Here is a 19,325-nt window from a genome sequence, read left to right on the forward strand (position 1 = left end):
GGTCGCCAGTCAATCCAGCTTCACGCCCGCGGCCTGGATGATCTTGCCCCAGCGCTCGCTCTCCGCGCGCGAGAGCCCGTAGAACTCCTGCGGCGTGCCCGGCAGCGGCTCGAAGCCGAACTCCGCGAACAGTTTCGCCACCTTCGGTGTCTTCATCGCCTTGTGCAGTTCGCCGTTGATGCGCGCCACCGCGTCGGGCGGCATGCCGGCCGGGCCGATCAGGCCGTGGAAGGCATAGGCGTTGACATCGTTGAAGCCGGCTTCCATGAAAGTCGGCACATCGGGCAGTGCGCTGGCGCGCTGCGGCAGCGCGATCGCGAGCACGCGCACCTTGCCCGCCTTGATGATCGGCAGGCCCGAGGCCAGGTCGAGCATCATCGTCGGCACCTGGCCGCCCATCACGTCCGTCATGGCGGGCGCGGCGCCCTTGTAGGGCACGTGCGTGATGCTGAGGCCGGCCTTCTGCTTGAAGAGTTCCATCGCCATGTGGTGCGGCGAGCCGTTGCCTGGCGAGGCGTAGCTCACCTTCTCCGGGTTGGCCTTCACGTAGCGCACGAACTCGGCCACGTTCTTCGCGGGAAAGTCTGGGTGCACGACCAGCGCCACTGGAAAGCGGCCGATGGTGCCGATGTACGTGAAATCGCTCGCGGGCTTGTAGGGCAGCTTGGCGAACATATGCTCGTTGAAGAGCAGCGCCGCATTCTCGGCCTGCATGATCGTGTAGCCGTCGGGCTTGGCCTGCATCAGCACCGACACGCCGATGTTGGTGGATGCGCCCGGCCGGTTGTCGATGATCAGCGGTTGCCCGAGCGACGGCTGCATGGCCTCGGCCAATGCGCGTGCCAGGTTGTCGGTGCCGCCACCGGCCACGTAGGGCACGATCCATTTCACGGGCTGGCTCGGGTAGGCCGCCTGTTGCTGCGCGGATGCAAAGGGGCTGGCGGCGAGCGCGAGGGCTGCGGCCAGGAGGGGAAGGAATCGCTTCATCGTCTTTTGTCTCCGTTGCTTGTCTTGGAATCGTTCGCGGGTCATTCGCCGCGGAGCGTCTGCCAGAGCTCGCGGTCGCGCTCTGCCGTCCACACCACGGGATGCTCGATGCCGCGCAGCTCGTCATAGGCGCGCGACACGTCGAAGGGCAGCACGTGCTGGAACACGGGCCAGCTGCCGAAGCGCGGCGCCATCGCCGCCTCTGCTCGCGCGAAGCAGCCCCTGAGCGTTTCGCCCGCGGCAATGCCGGCGCTGACGCTGCCCAGCAACGCCCCGAGGAACGCCTTGGTGAGCCCGATGGCCTCGGCGCAAGCGGCTTCGTCCTGCAGCACCGCGCCGCGTCCCGGCACCAGCACGCGCGGCTTCAGCGCCAGCACGGCATCGAGCGTGCCGGCCCAGTCGCCGATGTAGGCGTCGCCCGCATACACGCCGCAGTGGTTCTCCACCACGTCGCCCGAGAACAGCACGCCGCAGTCGGGCAGCCACGCCACCGTGTCGCCGCTCGAATGGCCGCGGCCCAGCGCCATGAGGCGAAGCTCGCGGCCAAGGCCAGGACGAGGGCCCAGCCACAGGCTCATCTCGCGCTCGAAGCTCATCGTCGGGAGCGTGAGGCCCGGAATCTCTTCCACGCCCGCGAACAGGCGCGGGAAGCGGCCCACCTCCGAATCGAAGTCGGCCTGGCCGCGCGTGCGGATCCAGTCGAGCGTGCCGTTGCTCGCGATGATGGCCTCGACCTCGTCGAAGGCACTCGCGCCCATCACGCGCACCGCGTGGTAGTGCGTGAGCACGATGGTCTTGATCGGCTTGTCGGTCACCGTGCGGATGGCCGCGAGAAAGTCGCGCGCCATGCGCGGCGTGGGGCGCGTATCGATCAGCACCACCTGCTCGTCGCCGACGACGAAGCCGCAGTTCGGATCGAAATCGCTGATGTAGCCGTAGACGTCGGGTGCGAGTTCCCGCAGCTGCGGTTTCTGCTCGCGCGTGTCGGAGGCAGAGGCGAAAGAGACGGTGGCGTTCATGGGGTGTTGCTTTTAGGGAAGTCTTCGGCCGCCGCGCGAATGCAGGCGAGCAGCACGCCCTGCTCGCCGCACTGGTTGGCCAGCAGCAGCACGAGGCGGGCATTGAGATCGGCGCTCTCCGCTTCGCTCAGGCCTTCGTGCGCGGCGAGCAAGGCGGAATAGAAGCCGTCGGGGTCGGTGATGCGGGGCTCGGTGATCATGGAGTGGTGTTCTGGGCAAGGGCCGCGCGCAGTGCATCGGCGATCGCAGCGGGGGTGGCCTGCGCGAGCGTTGCGGCGCGGTAGGCGTCGGGGCGCACGAGCACGAAGCTGCCCGGATCGCGGATGCCCAGGTGACTCGTGAGCCGATCGTCGGCTTGCAGCGTCGGCAGGCCGCTGTCGCCGCCGATGGCCAGCAGCCGCAAGGGGAGCGATGCCGTCGCCTCCATGGCCGCCATCGTCCGGTCGGGTGCCGGGGAAAGCCACAGCCCGAGGCACTGCGTGCCCTCGGCCAGCAGCTGCATCAGCGTCGTCTCGCGCCCATCGGTCCAGCGCAGCGGCAGGTTCTGCACCGTGCGCCCACCCTCGGGAAATTGGGGCGCGGGCGGATAGTCGTTGGCGACCGACATGCGGCCGGTGTTCACCAACGCCCGCGCGAACGGGTAGCGCGCCGCCAGCGCCACCACGGCGCGGCGCAGCGTGTGTTCGGCCGGCGAACGCGGCGCGAGAAAGCGCGCCGAGCGGCTCGTCACTTCGAGGTTCTGCCTTGCCGCGGGCTGGCGTTCGGCGTCGTAGCTGTCGAGCAGCGCATCGCCGGCCTGCCCTTGCAGGGCCAGCGCGAGCTTCCATCCGAGGTTGGCGGCGTCCTGGATCCCGCTGTTGCCGCCGCGGGCGCCAAACGGACTCACCACGTGCGCGGCATCGCCGATGAAGAACACCTGGCCGTGGCGGAAGCTGTCGAGCAGGTGGTCGCGGTAGCCGTACGGGCCGATCCACACGAACTCGAACTCCACGCCCGGCCCGAGCTGCTCGCGCAGCCGCGCGCCCGCCACTTCGGGCTTGCTGATGGTGGCCGTGTCGCAGTCTTCGGGCATCTGGTAGTCGATGCGCCACACGCCATCGGCCATCAGGTGCTGCCACACGCCGCGGCCTTCGTTGAAGGGGGCATCGACCCAGGTCCATCGTTCGACCGGCAATGGCTTCTTGAAGCGCACGTCGCTGATGCACCAGCGGTCGGTGCTGCGGGACGAATGCGCATCGATGCCGAGTTGCGTGCGGATGGGGCTGTTGGCGCCCGTGGCGTCGATCAGCCGGTCGGCCTCGATCGTGTAGCGGCCCGCGGGCGTCTCGACCTCGATGCGCACACCGTCGCCGAGCGGCTCCACGCGCGTCACCCGGCTCTTCCACCGCAGGTCGGTGAGCCCGAGTTCGAGGATGCGCTCGACCAGGAACCACTCGAGGTAGAACTGCTGCAGGTTGATGAACGGCGGCTGCCTGGAGACGCTGTTCGCCTGCAGGTTGAAGTTGTAGACCTCCTGCTCGCCGGAGAAGGTGCGCCCGAACGACCAGGTGATGCCCTTGGCAGCGATGCGCTCGTAGATGCCCAGGCGCTCGAAGATCTCCAGGCTCTTCTGCGCATAGCAGATGCCGCGCGACGAGGCGCCGCGCACGCCGACGGTGTCGTCCTCGTCGAGCAGCACGGCGTGCACGCCGCGCTGCGCCAGGTCGCAGGCCAGCGTGAGGCCCGAAGGCCCGGCGCCGACGATCACGATCGGGTGTCGAACGATCTGGGTGCTGCCCAGCTCGGGCGGCGGCGTGAAGGGCCAGCTCGGAAGCTCGTAGGCCGGCGCGAATGCAAAGCTTTCCATGTCTCTTCTACAACAGCGCGTGGGCGAATTCGGCGATGGCATCCGCTGCCTTGGGCACCAGCTCGGGCTGACCCGCGAGATAGTGGTTGCCACCCACGATGTCGACATTGCGGATGCGCGCGCCGCCGGCAGCCATCCACGCATCGCGCGTACTCGGAAAGGTCGACTGGTCGCCCGTGTAGGTGAGCAGCAGCTTCGGCACGGTCGTGCGTTCAAGGTTGGTGGGTCCGTCGGCCTGCGAGCGCGACGACCATTGCGAGAGAAACGCGGTCAGCGAGGTGGTGCGGCCCATCGCATTGGCCGAATAGTTCACCTGCCGCGCATCGCCCCACACGCTGCCCGGCAGGCGGTCGTTGGCGTCGAGCGAAAGATCGACGCAGCGAGGATCGGCATGCGTGCGGTAGACGATGAAGGCCTGGTCGCGCGGTGCGCCCGGCGTGTTCCGAAGCAATGCGAGGCGGTCGACGCACCACCGCTCGATGCGGTCGAGCCGCGCCTTCTGCGCCGCGCTGAAACGCGCGAGAAATTCGGCGTCGTAGGGCACTCGGTGGTGCGGGTCGTACATGTCGAGCTCGGGGTCCACCGAAAGCGGGTCGTGCTCGTCGGTGACCGAGGGGTCGATCCAGTCGCGCATCAGCCGCGTGCGGCCCCGGTGCGCGGCGCACAGGGCAATGCCATCCACCGGCGGCAGGTCGCTTGGGTGCAGGTGCGTCGGGTCGCCATCCGGCAGGTGCGTGGCCGTGAGCTTCTCGGCCTGCGCCTGGTAGAAGCTCGCGAGCGCCGCGCCGCCCGAGTTGCCGATGAGAAACACCTTCTCGTAGCCGGCCGCGCGCAGGTACTGCACGCCGGCGCCCAGGTCCTGGATGGCGCGCTCCATCAGCAGCACCGTGTCGTTGCCCACGTAGCGCGAGTTCAGTCCCATGCAGCAGATGCCGCGTTCGGCCAGCGGGCCGATCAGGTAGTGGCCCATGAAATTGCTGGTCGGATGCATCACGATGGCCGCGATCTTCCTGGGCCCCGGCGGCGCGCGAAAGGCGCCGTAGATGCGCGGGCGCAGCATTTGCAGGCCCGACTGGCTTTCCATCGCCGCGCCGGGCTTCACGTCGATGACGGCGAGTTGCAATTCAGGCATTCGCGGTGCCTTTCGCTGCGCGCAGCCCGGCCTTGCGCACGGTCCACGCATCGAGGTCCGCCCGGGCGCGCAGTGCATGCGCATCCATCTCGGCCTGCGGCACGGTCGGTGTGGTCAGCTCCACGCGGATGCCGTTGGGGTCGAAGAAATAGATCGACTCGATGATGTGATGGTCGGTCACGCCCAGCACTTCCACGCCCGCGCCTTCGAGCCGCGCCTTGGCGGCGAGCAGGTCTTCCACGGAGTCGACCCGCAGCGCAATGTGGTTCACCCACGCCGGCGTGTTGGGCGAAGGCAGGGCGGCAACGTCGTCGCCCAGGTCGAAGAAGGCGATGTACGAGCCGTCGCCCATCCGGAAAAAGATGTGCACGTAAGGGCAGTACTCGCCGGTGCTCGGCACGTGGTCGCTCTTGATGACGTGGGCGAGCGGCAGGCCCAGCAGGTCTTCGTAGAAGCAGCGGGTTTCTTCGCTGTCGCGGCAGCGCCAGGCGAAATGGTGCAGCCCGCGAACTGGCGGGGCCGCGTTGGCGGTCGTCGGCATGGCTTTGTCTCCGGTAAGCCGTGATTGGGCGATGCCGCGTCTTATGATGCAATCGAAATTAATTCATCGATTGATGAAATAACCATATGAATCTGACCCTGCGCCAATTGCGCGCCTTCGCTGCCGTGGCCGAGGCCGGCAGCTTCACCGCCGCGGCGCAGCAGCTGCACCTCACGCAGTCGGCGCTCAGCGTGCTGGTGCGCGAGCTCGAACGCGAGATGGGCGTGCAGCTGCTCGACCGCCATACGCGCCGCGTACAGCTCTCCGAAGCCGGCCGCGAGTTCCTGCCTTCGGTCCATCGCCTGCTCCGCGACCTCACGAGCGCAGTGGCTGGCGTGACCGATTTGCGTGACAAGAAGAAAGGTGTGTTGCGTCTTGCAGCGCCCCAGCTCATGGCCTGCACGCTGATGCCGCGCGTGATCGCGATCTTCCGCGAGGCGTACCCCGATGTCGACGTGCGCCTGGCCGACACGCTCCCGGAGCATCTGCTGGCCGGCGTGACGGCCGGCGACGTGGAGCTTGCGGTGGGTCAGGACGTGGCGGTCGATGCCGCCATCGAGCGCCGCACGCTGCTGCGCGACCGGCATTGGCTGATCTGCCCGCCCGGCCATGCGTTTGCCAGGCGCCGCAAGGTGCGCTGGCACGAGCTGGAGCCCTACACCTTCATCGCGCCCACGCGTGACTTCCGCCAGCGCGTGCTGCCCGAACTGGCGCCCGCGGAGCGCGACTACATGCTGCGTCCGGCCACGCAGGAGGTGTCGTACATGACCACGGCGCTCGGCATGGTTGCCTCGGGCCTGGGGCTCACCGTGTGCCCGACCTATTCGGCGTCGCTGGTGCGCGCCCACGGCTTGCAGATGGTGCGGCTCGAGTCGCCCGACTTCCACCGCGACGTCTGCGTCTACAGCGCCGCGCGGCGCACCCTCTCGCCCGCCGCCGCGAGCTTTGTCGAGGTCCTCGAGCGCTTTGCCAAGGCGCAGCAAAAGGGCTGAAAAAGCATCGACAAGTGGCAAGACGCGCGTAGAGCCGCCGCGGGGCGAAACCTACAATGCAGGCGACTTGTCTTCCACCACCTCCAGATCCATGAACGTCATTCGATTCACCGACCTCTGCGCGCAGGGCAAGGCCGCCGGCCAGCGCGTCTTCATCCGTGCCGACCTCAACGTGCCGCAGGACGACGCGGGCAACATCACCGAAGACACGCGCATCCGCGCCTCGGTGCCCTGCATCCAGCTGGCGCTCGATTCCGGCGCCGCCGTGATGGTCACCTCGCACCTGGGCCGCCCGACCGAAGGCGAATTCAAGCCCGAGGACTCGCTGGCCCCGGTGGCCAAGCGCCTGGGCGAACTGCTCGGCCGTGACGTGCCGCTGGTGGCCAACTGGGTCGACGGCGTCGACGTGAAACCCGGCCAGGTCGTGCTGCTCGAGAACTGCCGCGTCAACAAGGGCGAGAAGAAGAACGACGAAGCGCTGGCCCGCAAGCTCGCCGCGCTCACCGACATCTACGTGAACGACGCCTTCGGCACCGCCCACCGCGCCGAAGCCACCACCTACGGCATCGCGCAGTTCGCGAAGGTGGCCGCGGCCGGCCCGCTGCTCGCGGCCGAGATCGACGCCATCTCCAAGGCGCTGGCCCTGCCCAAGCGGCCTCTGGTGGCCATCGTGGCGGGCTCCAAGGTGAGCACCAAGCTGACCATCCTCAAGAGCCTGTCGGCCAACGTCGACCAGCTGATCGTCGGCGGCGGCATTGCCAACACCTTCATGCTCGCGGCCGGCCTCAAGATTGGCAAGTCGCTGGCGGAGCCCGACCTGATCGACCAGGCCAAGGCGGTGATCGAATCCATGCGCGCCCGTGGCGCCGACGTGCCGATTCCGGTGGACGTGGTCACGGCCAAGACCTTTGCGGCCGATGCGCCCGCCACGGTGAAAGACGCGAACGACGTGGCCGACGACGACCTGATCCTGGACATCGGCCCCAAGACCGCCGCACAGCTGGCCGCGCAACTGCGCGAAGCCGGCACCATCGTCTGGAACGGCCCGGTGGGCGTGTTCGAGTTCGATGCCTTCGCGGGCGGCACCAAGGCCATCGCCCAGGCCATCGCCGAAAGCAGCGCCTTCTCGATCGCCGGCGGCGGCGACACGCTCGCGGCCATTGCCAAGTACGGCATCGAGAAGCAGGTCGGCTACATCTCGACCGGCGGCGGCGCCTTCCTCGAAGTGCTCGAGGGCAAGACGCTGCCGGCTTTCGAGATTCTTGCCAAGCGTGCCGCGGGCTGATTTTTCACGCGCGCGCCGTGTCCACTTCCTGTAGTCACACAAAGTGTATACAGTAGCGGATACAAAATGGAGACCAGCTCAATGATCACGGACCGCCTTCCCCGCCACGCCACCAAGATCGTCGCCACGCTCGGCCCGGCGTCCAATACGCCCGAGCTGCTCGAACAGATGATCCTGAACAAGGTCAGCGTGGTGCGGCTCAATTTCAGCCACGGCACGGCGCAGGACCACATCGACCGCGCCGCCATGGTGCGAGAGGCCGCCCGCAAGACGGGCCGCGAAGTGGCGATCATGGCCGACCTGCAGGGCCCCAAGATCCGCGTCGGCAAGTTCGCCCAGGGCAAGGTCTGGCTCGAGCCGGGCGCCAAGTTCGTGCTCGACGCCTCGCGCACCGAACCCGGCGACACCGACGCGGTCGGCCTCGACTACAAGGACCTGCCGCGCGACGTGCGCCCCGGCGACAAGCTGCTGCTGAACGACGGCCTCATCGTGCTCACGGTCGACGCGGTGCGGGGCGAGGCGGTGCACACCACCGTCAAGCTGGGCGGCGAGCTCTCCAATAACAAGGGCATTAACAAGCAGGGCGGCGGCCTCACGGCGCCGGCGCTCACGGCCAAGGACATGGAAGACATCAAGACCGCGATGAGCTTCCAGGCCGACTACGTGGCGGTGAGCTTTCCCAAGAACGCCACCGACATGGAAATGGCGCGCCAGCTGTGCAATGTGGCCGCGGCCGAATTCGGCCACAAGCCGGGTCTGATCGCCAAGATCGAGCGTGCCGAGGCCATTCCCAAGCTGGAAGAAATCCTGCGTGCGAGCGACGGCATCATGGTGGCCCGCGGCGACCTTGCGGTCGAGGTGGGCAATGCCGCCGTGCCGGCGCTGCAGAAAAAGATGATCCGCATGGCGCGCGACATGGACAAGGTGGTGATCACCGCCACCCAGATGATGGAGTCGATGATCACCAACCCTGTGCCCACGCGCGCAGAGGTGAGCGACGTGGCCAATGCCGTGCTCGACGGCACCGATGCCGTGATGCTCTCGGCAGAAACCGCCTCGGGCCGCTACCCGCTCGAAACCGTGCAGGAGATGAGCCGCATCTGCGAAGCCGCCGAATCGGCGGAGGACAAGATGCTCGACGCCGACTTCAGCGGCAAGACTTACAGCCGCATCGACCAGTCGATTGCCATGGGTGCGCTGTTCACCGCCCACCATCTCGGCGCCAAGGCCATCGTGGCGCTCACCGAGTCGGGCTCCACGCCGCTGTGGATGAGCCGCCACCGCGCGCACATTCCGATGTACGCGCTGACCTCCCGCCTTGCCACGCAGCGCAGGATGGCGCTCTACCGCAACGTGCGCCCGCTGCTGATGGATTCGGAGAGCGACCGCGACACCGCGCTCGAGCAGGCCGAAGCGCACCTGAAGAAGCGCGGCATCGTGCAGACCGGCGATGTCTACGCAATTACCTGCGGTGAGCCGATGGGTGCCCCGGGCGGCACCAACATGCTGAAAATTTGCCGCGCTAGCTAGGGGTCGTTAAGGGGCCCATTCGTGAAACACCGCGGAACCGGCTTTGCCGGGCCGCTGGTGTTGCCCCCGGACGGGGGAGGCATCGCGACACGAAGTGCGCGATGCTTCGGGGGCGAGCCTATTGCTAGCCGTTCCTGAACAGGAAGCTGTAGGCGTTGAGGGCCGGCACGCCGCCCAGGTGCGCATAGAGCACCTTCGAGCCCGGCGGGAATTCGCCCAGCCGTACCTTCTCGATCATTCCGTGCATTGACTTGCCCTCGTACACGGGGTCGGTCAGCATGCCTTCCAGGCGCGCGCAAAGGCGGATCGATTCCAGCGTGCCTTCGTTGGGCAGCCCGTATTCAGGGCCGCCGAAGCGGCGGTCGAGCACCACGTCCTTGTCGGTGATGTCGCGGCCCAGTTCGACCAGTTCGGCCGTGTTCCTGGCAATGCGCACGATCTGCTCGAAGGTCTGCTGCGGCTTGGCCGAAGCGTCGATGCCGATCACGCGGTCGGCCCGGCCATCGGCCGCAAAGCCCACCACCATGCCGGCCTGCGTGCTGCCCGTGACCGAGCAGGTCACGATGTAGTCGAACTTGAAGCCCAGCTCGGTCTCCTGCTGCCGCACCTCCTCGGCGAACCCCACGAAGCCCAGCCCGCCGTAGCGGTGCTCCGAGCAGCCGGCCGGAATGGGAAAGGGCTTGCCGCCGGCCTTGCGCACGTCGTCCATGGCTTCTTCCCAGCTCTTGCGGATGCCGATGTCGAAGCCCGCGCTGTCCAGCCGCACGTCGGCGCCCATGATGCGTGACATCTCGATGTTGCCGACGCGGTCGTACACCGCATCGGAATAGTTGACCCAGTTCTCCTGCACCAGCACGCACTTCAGGCCCAGGTGCGCGGCCACAGCGGCCACCTGGCGGGTCTGGTTCGACTGGATGCCGCCGATCGACACCAGCGTGTCGTAGCCACCCGCCAGCGCCTCGGGGATCAGGTATTCGAGCTTGCGGGTCTTGTTGCCACCGAAGGCAAGGCCGCTGTTGCAATCCTCGCGCTTGGCGTAGAGCTCGACTTCGCCGCCCAGATGTGCGCTCAGGCGCTTGAGCGGATGGATCGGCGTGGGGCCGAAGGTCAGGGCATGGCGGGGAAATTTCTCGAGGTTCATCGATGTGCTCCAGAGGAAATGGAAAGGAGGAGGGAATGACATCGATCGTAGAAAGAAGGCGCCAAAACGTGGTTGCAAACTTTGATGGAAAAATGAGAAAAAAAAAGACAAGATCGCAGGATCGAAGGCTTTTGGTTTGCAAAGAAAGAAATGAGCACAACAAAATTGCGCACCACGCCGGCGCAGGCGGCCGAAGCGGCACCGGAGCTCGACCGCACGGACCGCGCCATCCTTCGCGCCCTGCAGCGCGACGCCTCGGTCTCGAACGTGGCGCTGGCGGCCAAGGTCAATCTCAGCGCGCCCGCGTGCCTGCGCCGGGTCGAGCGGCTCAAGGCCGCGGGGCTCATCAAGGGCATCGTGGCGCTGCTCGACGCGAAGGCGCTGGAGCTGGGCATGCTGGTGATGATCGGCGTGGTACTCGACCGCTCGACGCCCGACTCGTTCGCCGATTTCGAGAAAGCCGCGCAGAAGGTGTCCGGCTGCCTCGAATGCCATGTGGTCACGGGCGAATTCGACTACTTCATGCTCGTGCGAACGCGCGACAACGACAGCTTCAACCGCCTGCACGCCGAGCAGCTGCTGTACTTGCCCGGCGTGCGGCAGATCCGGACTTTCGTGGTGCTCAAGCAGGTGCTGTCGACCACGCAACTGCCGATCTAGGGCGCCCACCGCTGTCGGCCTGATTCCCTTCGGGTACCTGTCAGTGCCGTCCCACAAGGGGGCTCGATAGAATTGCGGCAGTTTTCTCTCGTCTTTCCGCCTTCTTTTTCCCCTATTTCCGCGAGGTATTTCCCATGGCACTCGTCTCGATGCGCGAACTGCTGGATCACGCAGCCGCCAACGGCTACGGCATTCCGGCCTTCAACGTCAACAACCTCGAACAGGTCCAGGCCGTGATGGAGGCCGCCAAGGAAACCGGCGCCCCCGTCATCCTGCAGGCCAGCGCCGGTGCCCGCAAATACGCCGGCGAAGCCTTCATCAAGCACCTGATCCAGGCTGCGATCGAGCAGTACCCGAACATCCCGCTGGTCATGCACCAGGACCACGGCCAGAACCCGGACGTCTGCAAGGGCGCCATCGACCTGGGCTTCAGCTCGGTGATGATGGACGGCTCGCTGGAGGCCGACGGCAAGACCATTGCCAGCTACGACTACAACGTGGACGTCACCAAGAAGGTGTCGGACATGGCCCACCGCCTGGGCGTGACCGTCGAAGGCGAACTCGGCTGCCTGGGCTCGCTGGAGACCATGAAGGGCGACAAGGAAGACGGCCACGGCACCGACGACACCATGACGCGCGAGCAGCTGCTGACCGATCCCGAGCAGGCCGCCGACTTCGTCAAGCGCACCCAGATCGACGCGCTGGCCATTGCCATCGGCACCAGCCACGGCGCCTACAAGTTCACGCGCGAGCCCACCGGCGACATCCTGGCGATCGACCGCATCAAGGAAATCCACCGCCGCATTCCCAATACCCACCTGGTGATGCACGGCTCGTCGAGCGTGCCGCAGGAGCTGCTGGCCATCATTCGCCAGTACGGCGGCAACATGAAGGAAACCTACGGCGTGCCCGTGAAGGAAATCCAGGAAGCCATCAAGCACGGCGTGCGCAAGATCAACATCGACACCGACATCCGCCTGGCCATGACCGGCGCGGTGCGCAAGTTCCTGGCCGAGAACCCCGAGAAGTTCGACGCCCGCGAATGGCTCAAGCCGGCGCGCGAAGCCGCCAGGCTGATCTGCAAGCAGCGCTACATCGAGTTCGGCTGCGAAGGCCAAGGTGCCAAGATCAAGGGCGACACGCTGCAGGTCGTCGCCGCCAAATACGCCAAGGGCGAGCTCGCGCAAGAAGTCGTCTGAAACTTTTTTCGCGATTCGCAGGCCACCGTTCGCGGTGGCTTTTTTCTGCGCGCACAATCCGTTTTTCCCGTCACCCGTTTCCGCACAGCACCGCCTCATGACCACCGTCCACACCTCCTCCATCCAGAGCCTGCCCCTGCTTGCGCGCGGCAAGGTGCGCGACAACTACGCCGTCGGCGAGGACCGCATCCTGATGGTCGCGAGCGACCGGCTCAGCGCCTTCGACGTGATCATGGGCGAGCCGATCCCGGGCAAGGGCGAGATCCTCACGCAAATGGCCCTGTGGTGGTTCGACCGCCTGGGCCAGCTGTGTCCCAACCACCTGACGGGCGAAGCGCCCGAAAGCGTGGTCACGCCTGAAGAGGTGCCGCAGGTCACGGGCCGCTCGATGCTGGTCAAGCGCCTGACGCCGATCCCGGTCGAGGCGGTGGTGCGCGGCTACCTGGCCGGCAGCGGCTGGAAGGAATACCAGGAAAGCCGCTCTGTCTGCGGCGTGCCGCTGCCCGAAGGGCTCACCAACGCCAGCAAGCTGCCGCGCCCGATCTTCACGCCCGCCGCCAAGGCCGCGGCCGGCGAGCACGACGAGAACATCAGCTACGACCGCGTGGTCGAGATCGTCGGGCCCAAGCTGGCGCAGCAGATCCGCGAGACCAGCCTCGAGATCTACGAAACCGCCGCGCAGATCGCTCTGACCAAGGGAATGATCATTGCCGACACCAAGTTCGAGTTCGGCCTGGACGAGGCCGGCACGCTGGTGCTGATGGACGAGGTGCTCACGCCCGACAGCTCGCGCTACTGGCCGGTCGAGGGCTACCAGGCCGCGCTGGCCGCCGGCACCAATCCGCCGAGCTACGACAAGCAGTTCGTGCGCGACTGGCTCGAAGCCACCAAGATCAACGGCAAGCCCTGGGACAAGACGCCGCCGGCGCCGCGCCTGCCGGCCGAGGTGATCGAGAAGACCGCGGCCAAGTACCGCGAAGCGCTGGAGCGCCTCACCGGCTGAGGAAAAAAGAACGCGAAAACGCTCCCGGCGGCAGCCTTCATCGCGTCGCCGCGTTCAGCGTTGCCACGGTGCGGCCGCTCGCGTCGAGCAGCGCGAGCCGCCCAGGCCCGGCGAGCCGATAGCTGGCGGTGGTCTGCAGCGCCGAAACGAATTGCGCTTCGGTGGCGCCGCGCACCGGGTCCGCGCAGGCCATGCGGGTCGATGCCAGTTGGCCGATGCGCAGCGTGACGCCGCTGCGCGTGAACGAACCCGACACCCGGTTGCAGCCGCCCGATCCGCTGACGCGGCCGCTGCTGCGGTCGAACTGGATCTGCGCATCGCCGCCGGGCGCCACGGGTTCGCCGCCCAGCTGCGCGAGGCGCCAGACCGGGCCTTCGATCGGCTCGTCGAGGCTGATGCCGCTGCCGCAGGCGGACAGGGCGGCGGCCAGCAGTGCGGTCGCGAGGACGGGAAGCGCGAGGCGGGCGAGGAAGCGCATGGCCGATTTTTCCTTCTCAATTGCAACAAGTTGAATCGGCGCCATCGTATTCGACGCCGCCCCGGCTCGCCAATGCCGCGGCGCCGGCTGACCGCGTCCCACAGGAGGGGCGGAGCAATAAAAAAGCGACTCGAGAGTCGCTTTTTCATTGAATTGCGCATCGAGGTGCGCAATTTGGCATTCAGCTCAGCACCACGCTGCTGAGGCGGCGGCGATAGGTGGCCACCACCGGGTCGTCCGGCGGAATCTGCCCATCGGCCACCTTGACCTTCGGCGGCTCGATCAGATCGAGGATCGCGATGTAGGTCTTGCGCGCAAGCTCTTCGTTCCAGCTCTTGTCGCGCATCAGGATCTCGAGCAGTTCGTCCATGGCATCGGTCCAGCGCTGCGCATCCATCAGGAGGCGCGCGCGGCCGAAGCGGGCGTCGAAGTCGCGTTTGCCGGCGGCAATGCGGGCGTCGAAATCGGCCACGGTGGGCGCGGGGCCCGAGCCCGGCGCCGCAAAATCGATGGCCTCCATCCAGCGCTGCAGCGAATCGAAGCGGCGCACCAGCGTGGTCTTGGCAATCACCGGCGCAAACGCCACCTTGGCGTCGTCGATGCGGCCCATCTGCAGCAGCAGCTTGACGTAGTCGAAGCGGGCGTCGTCGTTGGCCGGGTCGGTGGCCACCGCATGCTGAAGCCGCTCGAGCGCGCCTTCGGTGTCGCCTTCGGCCAGGGCTTCCTGCGCCGCGGCCCCCTCGGAAGCCGCCTCCGCTTCTTCGGCACCGGGCACGTGCTTGTCGAGGAATTCGCGGATCTTGTCGACCGGAATGGCACCGACGAAGCCGTCGACCGGCTGTCCGTCCTTGAACATCACGCAGAACGGGATGCTGCGCACGCCGAACATTTCGGACAGCTGCGACGAAATCTGCGGCACCTTGTCGGCGTCGAGCTTGGCCAGCGTGAAGCGGCCGGCGTACTCGGTTTCGAGCTTTTCGAGCACCGGCCCGAGCTGCTTGCACGGCCCGCACCACTCGGCCCAGATGTCGAGCAGCACCGGCGTGGCGACCGAGCCTTCGATCAGTTCGGCCTGAAAATTTTCGAGAGTGATGTCGATCATCGGAACCAGCTGGGGGTGAAACGTAAAATTGAAACCATGAACGAAACCATTCAGGTCGGTGTAGTGATGGGCTCGAGCTCCGATTGGGAGACGATGCGCAACGCGGTCGAGATTCTCCAGCAATTCGGGATCCAGCACGAAGCGAAGGTGGTCTCGGCCCACCGGATGCCCGATGCGCTCTTCGCGTACGCCGAGAGCGCCGCCGGGCGCGGGCTGGCCGCGATCATCGCGGGCGCGGGCGGCGCGGCCCATCTGCCGGGCATGCTGGCCTCGAAAACCACGGTGCCGGTGCTCGGCGTGCCGGTGGCCAGCCGCCACCTGCAGGGCGTCGATTCGCTCTACAGCATCGTGCAGATGCCCAAGGGCGTGCCGGTGGCCACCTTTGCCATCGGCAATGCGGGGGCCGCCAACGCGGCGCTGTTCGCGGTGGCCATGCTGGCGGTGAACGACCCGGCGCTGCGCGCCCGGCTCGATGCCTTCCGCGCCGCGCAAACGGCCGCGGCCGAGGCCATGGCGTTGCCGCCGCCGGTCGATGGCGGCGCCGTGTCGCCTTTTTCGCCGCAAGGCGGGGGTGCCCTATGAGCAACAACGGCCTGCCCATTCTTCCCGGCGCCACGCTCGGCGTGCTCGGCGGCGGCCAGCTGGGCCGCATGTTCGCCCATGCCGCCCAGCGCATGGGCTATTTCACGGCCGTGCTCGACCCCGATGCCGACAGCCCGGCCGGCCGCGTGAGCCATCACCACATCCATACCGACTACGCCGACGTCGACGGACTGGCGCGGCTCGCGGGCCTGGCCGATGCGGTCACGACCGAGTTCGAGAACGTGCCGGCCCCCTCGCTGGACAAGCTGTCGGCCGCCCGGCCCGTGTCGCCCGATGCCGCCGCCATTGCCATCGCGCAGGACCGCATCGCCGAAAAGGCCCATTTCACGCGCTGCGGCGTGGCCTGCGCGCCGTATGCGGTCATCGAGACTGCGGCCCAGCTTGCGGCCGGTGAAGACGGGCTGCTGCCCGGCATCCTCAAGACCGCGCGCCTCGGCTATGACGGCAAGGGGCAGCAGCGCGTGACCACGCGCGCCGAGCTGGTCGACGCCTGGCAGGCCGCGCACTGCGTGCCCTGCGTGCTCGAAAAGCTGCTGCCGCTCGAATTCGAATGCTCGGTGATCGTCGCGCGCGGCCGCGACGGGCAGCTGGTGCACTTTCCGCCGCAGCGCAACCTGCACCGCGATGGCATCCTGGCCGTGACCGAGGTGCATGCGCAGAACATGCCCAAGACCGTGGCGCAGGCGGCCATCAACTCCGCCAAGAGCATTGCGAACGGGCTGAACTACGTCGGCGTGCTGTGTGTGGAATTCTTCGTGTTGACCGACGGTTCGCTGGTGGTGAACGAAATGGCGCCGCGGCCGCACAACAGCGGCCACTACACCATGGAAGCCTGCGACGTGTCCCAGTTCGAGCTGCAGGTGCGCACGCTCGCGGGCCTGCCGCTGGCCCAGCCGCGCCAGCACAGCCCGGCGATCATGCTGAACCTGCTCGGCGACCTGTGGTTCACCGCAGGCGGCGACAAGCCGGCCGCGCCGCGCTGGAGCGACGTGCTCGCGCTGCCTGGCGTGCACCTGCATCTCTACGGCAAGATCGAACCACGCCGCGGCCGCAAGATGGGCCACCTGACCCTCACCGGAGCCACGCTCGAAAGCGTGCGCGCCACGGCTTCCCAGGCTGCCACGCTGCTCGGCCTGCCGCCCCTTTCGGCGGCCGACTTCGCATGATCCTCGACGGGCAGGATCCTCACGCCATTGCCGAAGCCGTGCGCGTGCTGCGCGCGGGCGGGCTGGTCGCGTTTCCGACCGAAACCGTCTATGGGCTGGGCGCCGATGCCACCAGCGACATGGCGGTGGGCGGAATCTTCAAGGCCAAGGGCCGGCCGGCCGATCATCCGCTGATCGTCCACGTCGCGGCGGGCATCAAGGGCACCGAGTCGCTGTCGCGCTTTGCGCAGCCGCTGCCGCCCTTCGCGCAGAAGCTGGTGCAGGCCTTCTGGCCCGGTCCCCTGACGCTGATCGTCACGCGCCAGCCCGGCGTGGCTGGCGCGGCGGCCGGCGGGCAGGACACCATCGGCCTGCGCTGCCCTTCGCATCCTGTGGCACAGGCGCTCCTTGAGGCCTGCGCAGAGCAGGGCGTGCCGGGCCTTGCCGGGCCGAGCGCCAACCGTTTCGGCCGCGTCAGCCCGACCACCGCGCAGCACGTGGTCGACGAGTTCGGCGATTCGCTGCCGGTGATCGACGGCGGCGCCTGCGATGTGGGTATCGAATCGACCATCGTCGACTGCAGCCGCGGCGCGCCTGTGCTGCTGCGTCCGGGCCTGATCACGCGCGCACAGATCGAGGCCGCCGCGGGCGAGCGGCTGAGCGACCGCGAAGTGCTCGAAACGCCCGACCCGCGGGCCTCCGGCACGCTCGAGGCGCACTACGCGCCCAATGCCAAGCTGCGGTTGATGGACGCCAAGGCGATTCAGACCGCGCTCGACGTGCTCGGTGCGGGCGCCGCCAACATCGCGGTGTGGGCGCGCGCCGAACTGCGCAGCCCATCGCAGCGCGTGCTGCAGCGGCGCATGCCCGACGATGCGGTGGCCAGCGCGCACCAGCTGTTCGCGGTATTGCGCCAGTTCGACGCAGAGGGCGTCAAGCTGATCTGGGTGGAAACACCACCGGATACGCCCGAATGGGAAGGCGTACGCGACCGCCTGCAGCGCGCCTCGATGGGCTAACCCCCAGGCTCAACCGCCTGCGGCCAGCACGCCCTGGAAGAAACCTCTCGCCGAGGCCAGACAGAATGGGGGCGCCAGCGTGCCGTGGTAGGCCAGGGTGACGGCCTGCCGCTTGTCGGCGTCGGTGCCGGGGGTGTTCTGCGCGAGGGTGCTCTTGGCCTGCGCGAAGCCGGCGCGCGCGGCGGAATAGGCGTCGGTGGTGGCCGTGTCTTCCAGGTCGACCACCGTCAGCGCGGCAGTGGGCATGCCGCGGGCGCGGAAGTAGCCGGCGGTGGCGCGGGTGCTCAGGAAGTTCACGGTCGGGTCGTTGGCGCCACCGCACATCAGCACCGGCCGGGCCGGCAGCCAGTTGCGCAGGTCGTTGGCGCGCGCCGCCTTGCGGAAGCCCACGGCCGGCCTGCAGTCCAGCGGCGAGGTCGTGCTGAGCGAGCCGGCCGTGGCGGGCAGCGCGTTGCCGGGGCAGGGATTCGCCAGGATGTCGCTGGCGGCCTGTGTCAGGTAGGTCTGGCGGATCAGGTTGTTGGCGCCATAGAAGATCGACAGCTCCGGGCTCACCGGTCCGGGCGTTGCGCCGGCAGGAAACAGCGCGAGCTGCGGCAGCTTGCCATTGGCATACAGGGTGGTGAGGGGCGTCAGGCTCGGCAGCAGGGTGTCGATGCCGGTGGCGTACTGCGCTTCGTAGATGTCGGCGGTGCTGCCATACACGTCGCCGAACTGCTGCTGCCAGCTGGCCGAGAGCAGCGGCACGAAGAGCGTGCTGCCGAGGGCCGGCCAGCCCAGGAAGGTGTAGTCCGCCAGCAGGCCGATGGCCGATGGGGCCGAGAGCGGCGCCGACGCCGTCACCGCCTTGCCCGTGGCCTGCATCTCGCGGTGCGCCGCCATCGCCACGTAGCCGCCCTGCGAATAGCCGGTGATCAGCAGCGAGCCCGCGTCCGCCGCGTCGATGCCCGAAAAAGTCTTGCGCGCCGCCGTGAGCGCATCGACCATGTCCTTGCCCTGCTGGTCGCCGTTGAGATACGGGTGATAGGGCAGCGTCGACTTGTCGTAGCCCGCGTAGTTGGGCGCCACCACGATGTAGCCCTGCGCGGCGAACATGGCGGCGATCGTCAGGCCTTCGCCCGCGGCCGGCTGGGTCGAGTCGGTCCACCTGGCGAGGTTGTAGTTGCGCGCGGCGGTGGTGCCGTGCGCATACAGGACCACCGGGCGCGCTCCGTTGCAGGCCACGTCGGCCCCTGACGGCAGCATGATCGCGGCCGTCGCGTTGGTGGCCTCGCCCTTGCCACCCACGGTGCGGTATTCGAGGTAGCGTACCTCGACCCCGCACTTGGGCGTGCCGGCCACCTGCAGCAAGGCCTTGCCCTGGTCGCTGGCCTGCAGGTTGGTCCTGAACTGGTCGGCCGTCAGCTTTGCGGTCTGCTCGGGCGGGTCGGTGACGACCGATCCGCGGCCGGTGTCGCCGGCCGGCGGCGGAAGCCCCACGCCGATGCCGCCGCCCCCTCCGCCGCCACCGCAGGCGGCCAGCAGCAAGGTGACGCCGGCGAGCGCCGAAAGCCGATGCATCGGCGAGGATGGTTGTCTTCGGGGCTGGTTCACGGCGTGCCTCCTGGCATTTTATTTGTCGGACCGAACGGGCGTCCGATTCT

General features: G+C 67.7%; 19 protein-coding genes. 9 read left to right on the forward strand and 10 right to left on the reverse strand.

Annotation, left to right across the window (positions count from 1 at the left end):
- Positions 1–9: 9 nt before the first annotated feature.
- Genes ACAM55_RS00425 through ACAM55_RS00450 form a run of 6 tightly spaced genes read right to left on the reverse strand, consistent with a single transcriptional unit; the run spans position 10 to position 5,525 of the window.
- A complete protein-coding gene (locus ACAM55_RS00425; protein WP_369654180.1) occupies positions 10–987 on the reverse strand; it encodes a Bug family tripartite tricarboxylate transporter substrate binding protein in 978 nt (325 codons plus the stop codon).
- A 41-nt stretch (positions 988–1,028) separates the two neighbouring features.
- Positions 1,029–2,006 carry an MBL fold metallo-hydrolase gene (locus tag ACAM55_RS00430; RefSeq protein WP_369654181.1) on the reverse strand — a complete coding sequence of 326 codons (978 nt, stop codon included), beginning with the start codon at positions 2,004–2,006 and terminating at the stop codon, positions 1,029–1,031.
- Complete coding sequence (locus ACAM55_RS00435) at positions 2,003–2,206, reverse strand: DUF2783 domain-containing protein (RefSeq protein ID WP_369654182.1); 204 nt, start codon at positions 2,204–2,206, stop codon at positions 2,003–2,005. The genes ACAM55_RS00430 and ACAM55_RS00435 overlap by 4 nt, the downstream gene beginning before the upstream one ends.
- The gene (locus ACAM55_RS00440) at positions 2,203–3,852 is read right to left on the reverse strand and encodes an FAD-dependent monooxygenase (protein WP_369654183.1); all 1,650 of its coding nucleotides are present in this window, start codon (positions 3,850–3,852) and stop codon (positions 2,203–2,205) included. The genes ACAM55_RS00435 and ACAM55_RS00440 overlap by 4 nt, the downstream gene beginning before the upstream one ends.
- Positions 3,853–3,859: 7 nt before the next feature.
- Positions 3,860–4,984 carry an alpha/beta hydrolase family protein gene (locus ACAM55_RS00445; RefSeq protein WP_369654184.1) on the reverse strand — a complete coding sequence of 375 codons (1,125 nt, stop codon included), beginning with the start codon at positions 4,982–4,984 and terminating at the stop codon, positions 3,860–3,862.
- A complete protein-coding gene (locus ACAM55_RS00450) occupies positions 4,977–5,525 on the reverse strand; it encodes a VOC family protein (RefSeq protein WP_369654185.1) in 549 nt (182 codons plus the stop codon). The genes ACAM55_RS00445 and ACAM55_RS00450 overlap by 8 nt, the downstream gene beginning before the upstream one ends.
- Before the next feature lie 86 nt (positions 5,526–5,611).
- On the opposite strand from ACAM55_RS00450, the gene ACAM55_RS00455 reads away from it, so the two are divergent.
- The 3 genes from ACAM55_RS00455 (at position 5,612) to pyk (ending at position 9,332) form a co-directional block, all read left to right on the forward strand.
- A complete protein-coding gene (locus tag ACAM55_RS00455) occupies positions 5,612–6,517 on the forward strand; it encodes a LysR family transcriptional regulator (protein WP_369654186.1) in 906 nt (301 codons plus the stop codon).
- Between the two features lie 91 nt (positions 6,518–6,608).
- Positions 6,609–7,802 carry a phosphoglycerate kinase gene (locus ACAM55_RS00460; RefSeq protein WP_369654187.1) on the forward strand — a complete coding sequence of 398 codons (1,194 nt, stop codon included), beginning with the start codon at positions 6,609–6,611 and terminating at the stop codon, positions 7,800–7,802.
- A gap of 81 nt (positions 7,803–7,883) precedes the next feature.
- The gene (gene pyk / locus ACAM55_RS00465; RefSeq protein WP_021012969.1) at positions 7,884–9,332 is read left to right on the forward strand and encodes a pyruvate kinase; all 1,449 of its coding nucleotides are present in this window, start codon (positions 7,884–7,886) and stop codon (positions 9,330–9,332) included.
- A 124-nt stretch (positions 9,333–9,456) separates the two neighbouring features.
- Here pyk and ACAM55_RS00470 read toward each other — a convergent pair whose 3' ends face one another.
- Positions 9,457–10,473, reverse strand: a complete 1,017-nt coding sequence (locus ACAM55_RS00470; RefSeq protein WP_369654188.1) for a 1-aminocyclopropane-1-carboxylate deaminase — start codon at positions 10,471–10,473, stop codon at positions 9,457–9,459.
- Positions 10,474–10,623: 150 nt separating this feature from the next.
- Between ACAM55_RS00470 and ACAM55_RS00475 the strand changes: the two genes are divergently transcribed.
- The 3 genes from ACAM55_RS00475 to ACAM55_RS00485 all read left to right on the forward strand — a co-directional run bounded on the left by ACAM55_RS00475 (position 10,624) and on the right by ACAM55_RS00485 (position 13,335).
- The gene (locus ACAM55_RS00475; protein ID WP_369654189.1) at positions 10,624–11,133 is read left to right on the forward strand and encodes an Lrp/AsnC family transcriptional regulator; all 510 of its coding nucleotides are present in this window, start codon (positions 10,624–10,626) and stop codon (positions 11,131–11,133) included.
- A gap of 134 nt (positions 11,134–11,267) precedes the next feature.
- Complete coding sequence (gene fba / locus ACAM55_RS00480) at positions 11,268–12,332, forward strand: class II fructose-bisphosphate aldolase (RefSeq protein ID WP_018905207.1); 1,065 nt, start codon at positions 11,268–11,270, stop codon at positions 12,330–12,332.
- A 97-nt stretch (positions 12,333–12,429) separates the two neighbouring features.
- Positions 12,430–13,335 carry a phosphoribosylaminoimidazolesuccinocarboxamide synthase gene (locus ACAM55_RS00485; RefSeq protein ID WP_369654190.1) on the forward strand — a complete coding sequence of 302 codons (906 nt, stop codon included), beginning with the start codon at positions 12,430–12,432 and terminating at the stop codon, positions 13,333–13,335.
- A 37-nt stretch (positions 13,336–13,372) separates the two neighbouring features.
- Here ACAM55_RS00485 and ACAM55_RS00490 read toward each other — a convergent pair whose 3' ends face one another.
- Positions 13,373–13,813 carry an META domain-containing protein gene (locus tag ACAM55_RS00490; protein WP_369654191.1) on the reverse strand — a complete coding sequence of 147 codons (441 nt, stop codon included), beginning with the start codon at positions 13,811–13,813 and terminating at the stop codon, positions 13,373–13,375.
- A gap of 181 nt (positions 13,814–13,994) precedes the next feature.
- On the reverse strand, positions 13,995–14,915 hold the full coding sequence (locus tag ACAM55_RS00495; RefSeq protein WP_369654192.1) for a tetratricopeptide repeat protein: 921 nt from the start codon (positions 14,913–14,915) through the stop codon (positions 13,995–13,997).
- 36 nt (positions 14,916–14,951) lie between these two features.
- Here ACAM55_RS00495 and purE point away from each other — a divergent pair, with 36 nt between their 5' ends.
- Genes purE through ACAM55_RS00510 form a run of 3 tightly spaced genes read left to right on the forward strand, consistent with a single transcriptional unit; the run spans position 14,952 to position 17,682 of the window.
- Positions 14,952–15,497: a 5-(carboxyamino)imidazole ribonucleotide mutase gene (gene purE / locus ACAM55_RS00500; RefSeq protein WP_369654193.1), complete on the forward strand. Its 546-nt coding sequence runs from the start codon at positions 14,952–14,954 to the stop codon at positions 15,495–15,497.
- On the forward strand, positions 15,494–16,684 hold the full coding sequence (locus ACAM55_RS00505) for a 5-(carboxyamino)imidazole ribonucleotide synthase (RefSeq protein WP_369654194.1): 1,191 nt from the start codon (positions 15,494–15,496) through the stop codon (positions 16,682–16,684). Before purE ends, ACAM55_RS00505 begins: the two co-directional genes overlap by 4 nt.
- The gene (locus ACAM55_RS00510; RefSeq protein ID WP_369654195.1) at positions 16,681–17,682 is read left to right on the forward strand and encodes an L-threonylcarbamoyladenylate synthase; all 1,002 of its coding nucleotides are present in this window, start codon (positions 16,681–16,683) and stop codon (positions 17,680–17,682) included. Before ACAM55_RS00505 ends, ACAM55_RS00510 begins: the two co-directional genes overlap by 4 nt.
- Positions 17,683–17,691: 9 nt before the next feature.
- Here ACAM55_RS00510 and ACAM55_RS00515 read toward each other — a convergent pair whose 3' ends face one another.
- Positions 17,692–19,275, reverse strand: a complete 1,584-nt coding sequence (locus ACAM55_RS00515) for an alpha/beta hydrolase family protein (protein WP_369654196.1) — start codon at positions 19,273–19,275, stop codon at positions 17,692–17,694.
- Positions 19,276–19,325 lie beyond the last annotated feature (50 nt).

It is taken from the genome of Variovorax sp. V213, from assembly GCF_041154455.1.
Taxonomy (GTDB): domain Bacteria; phylum Pseudomonadota; class Gammaproteobacteria; order Burkholderiales; family Burkholderiaceae_C; genus Variovorax.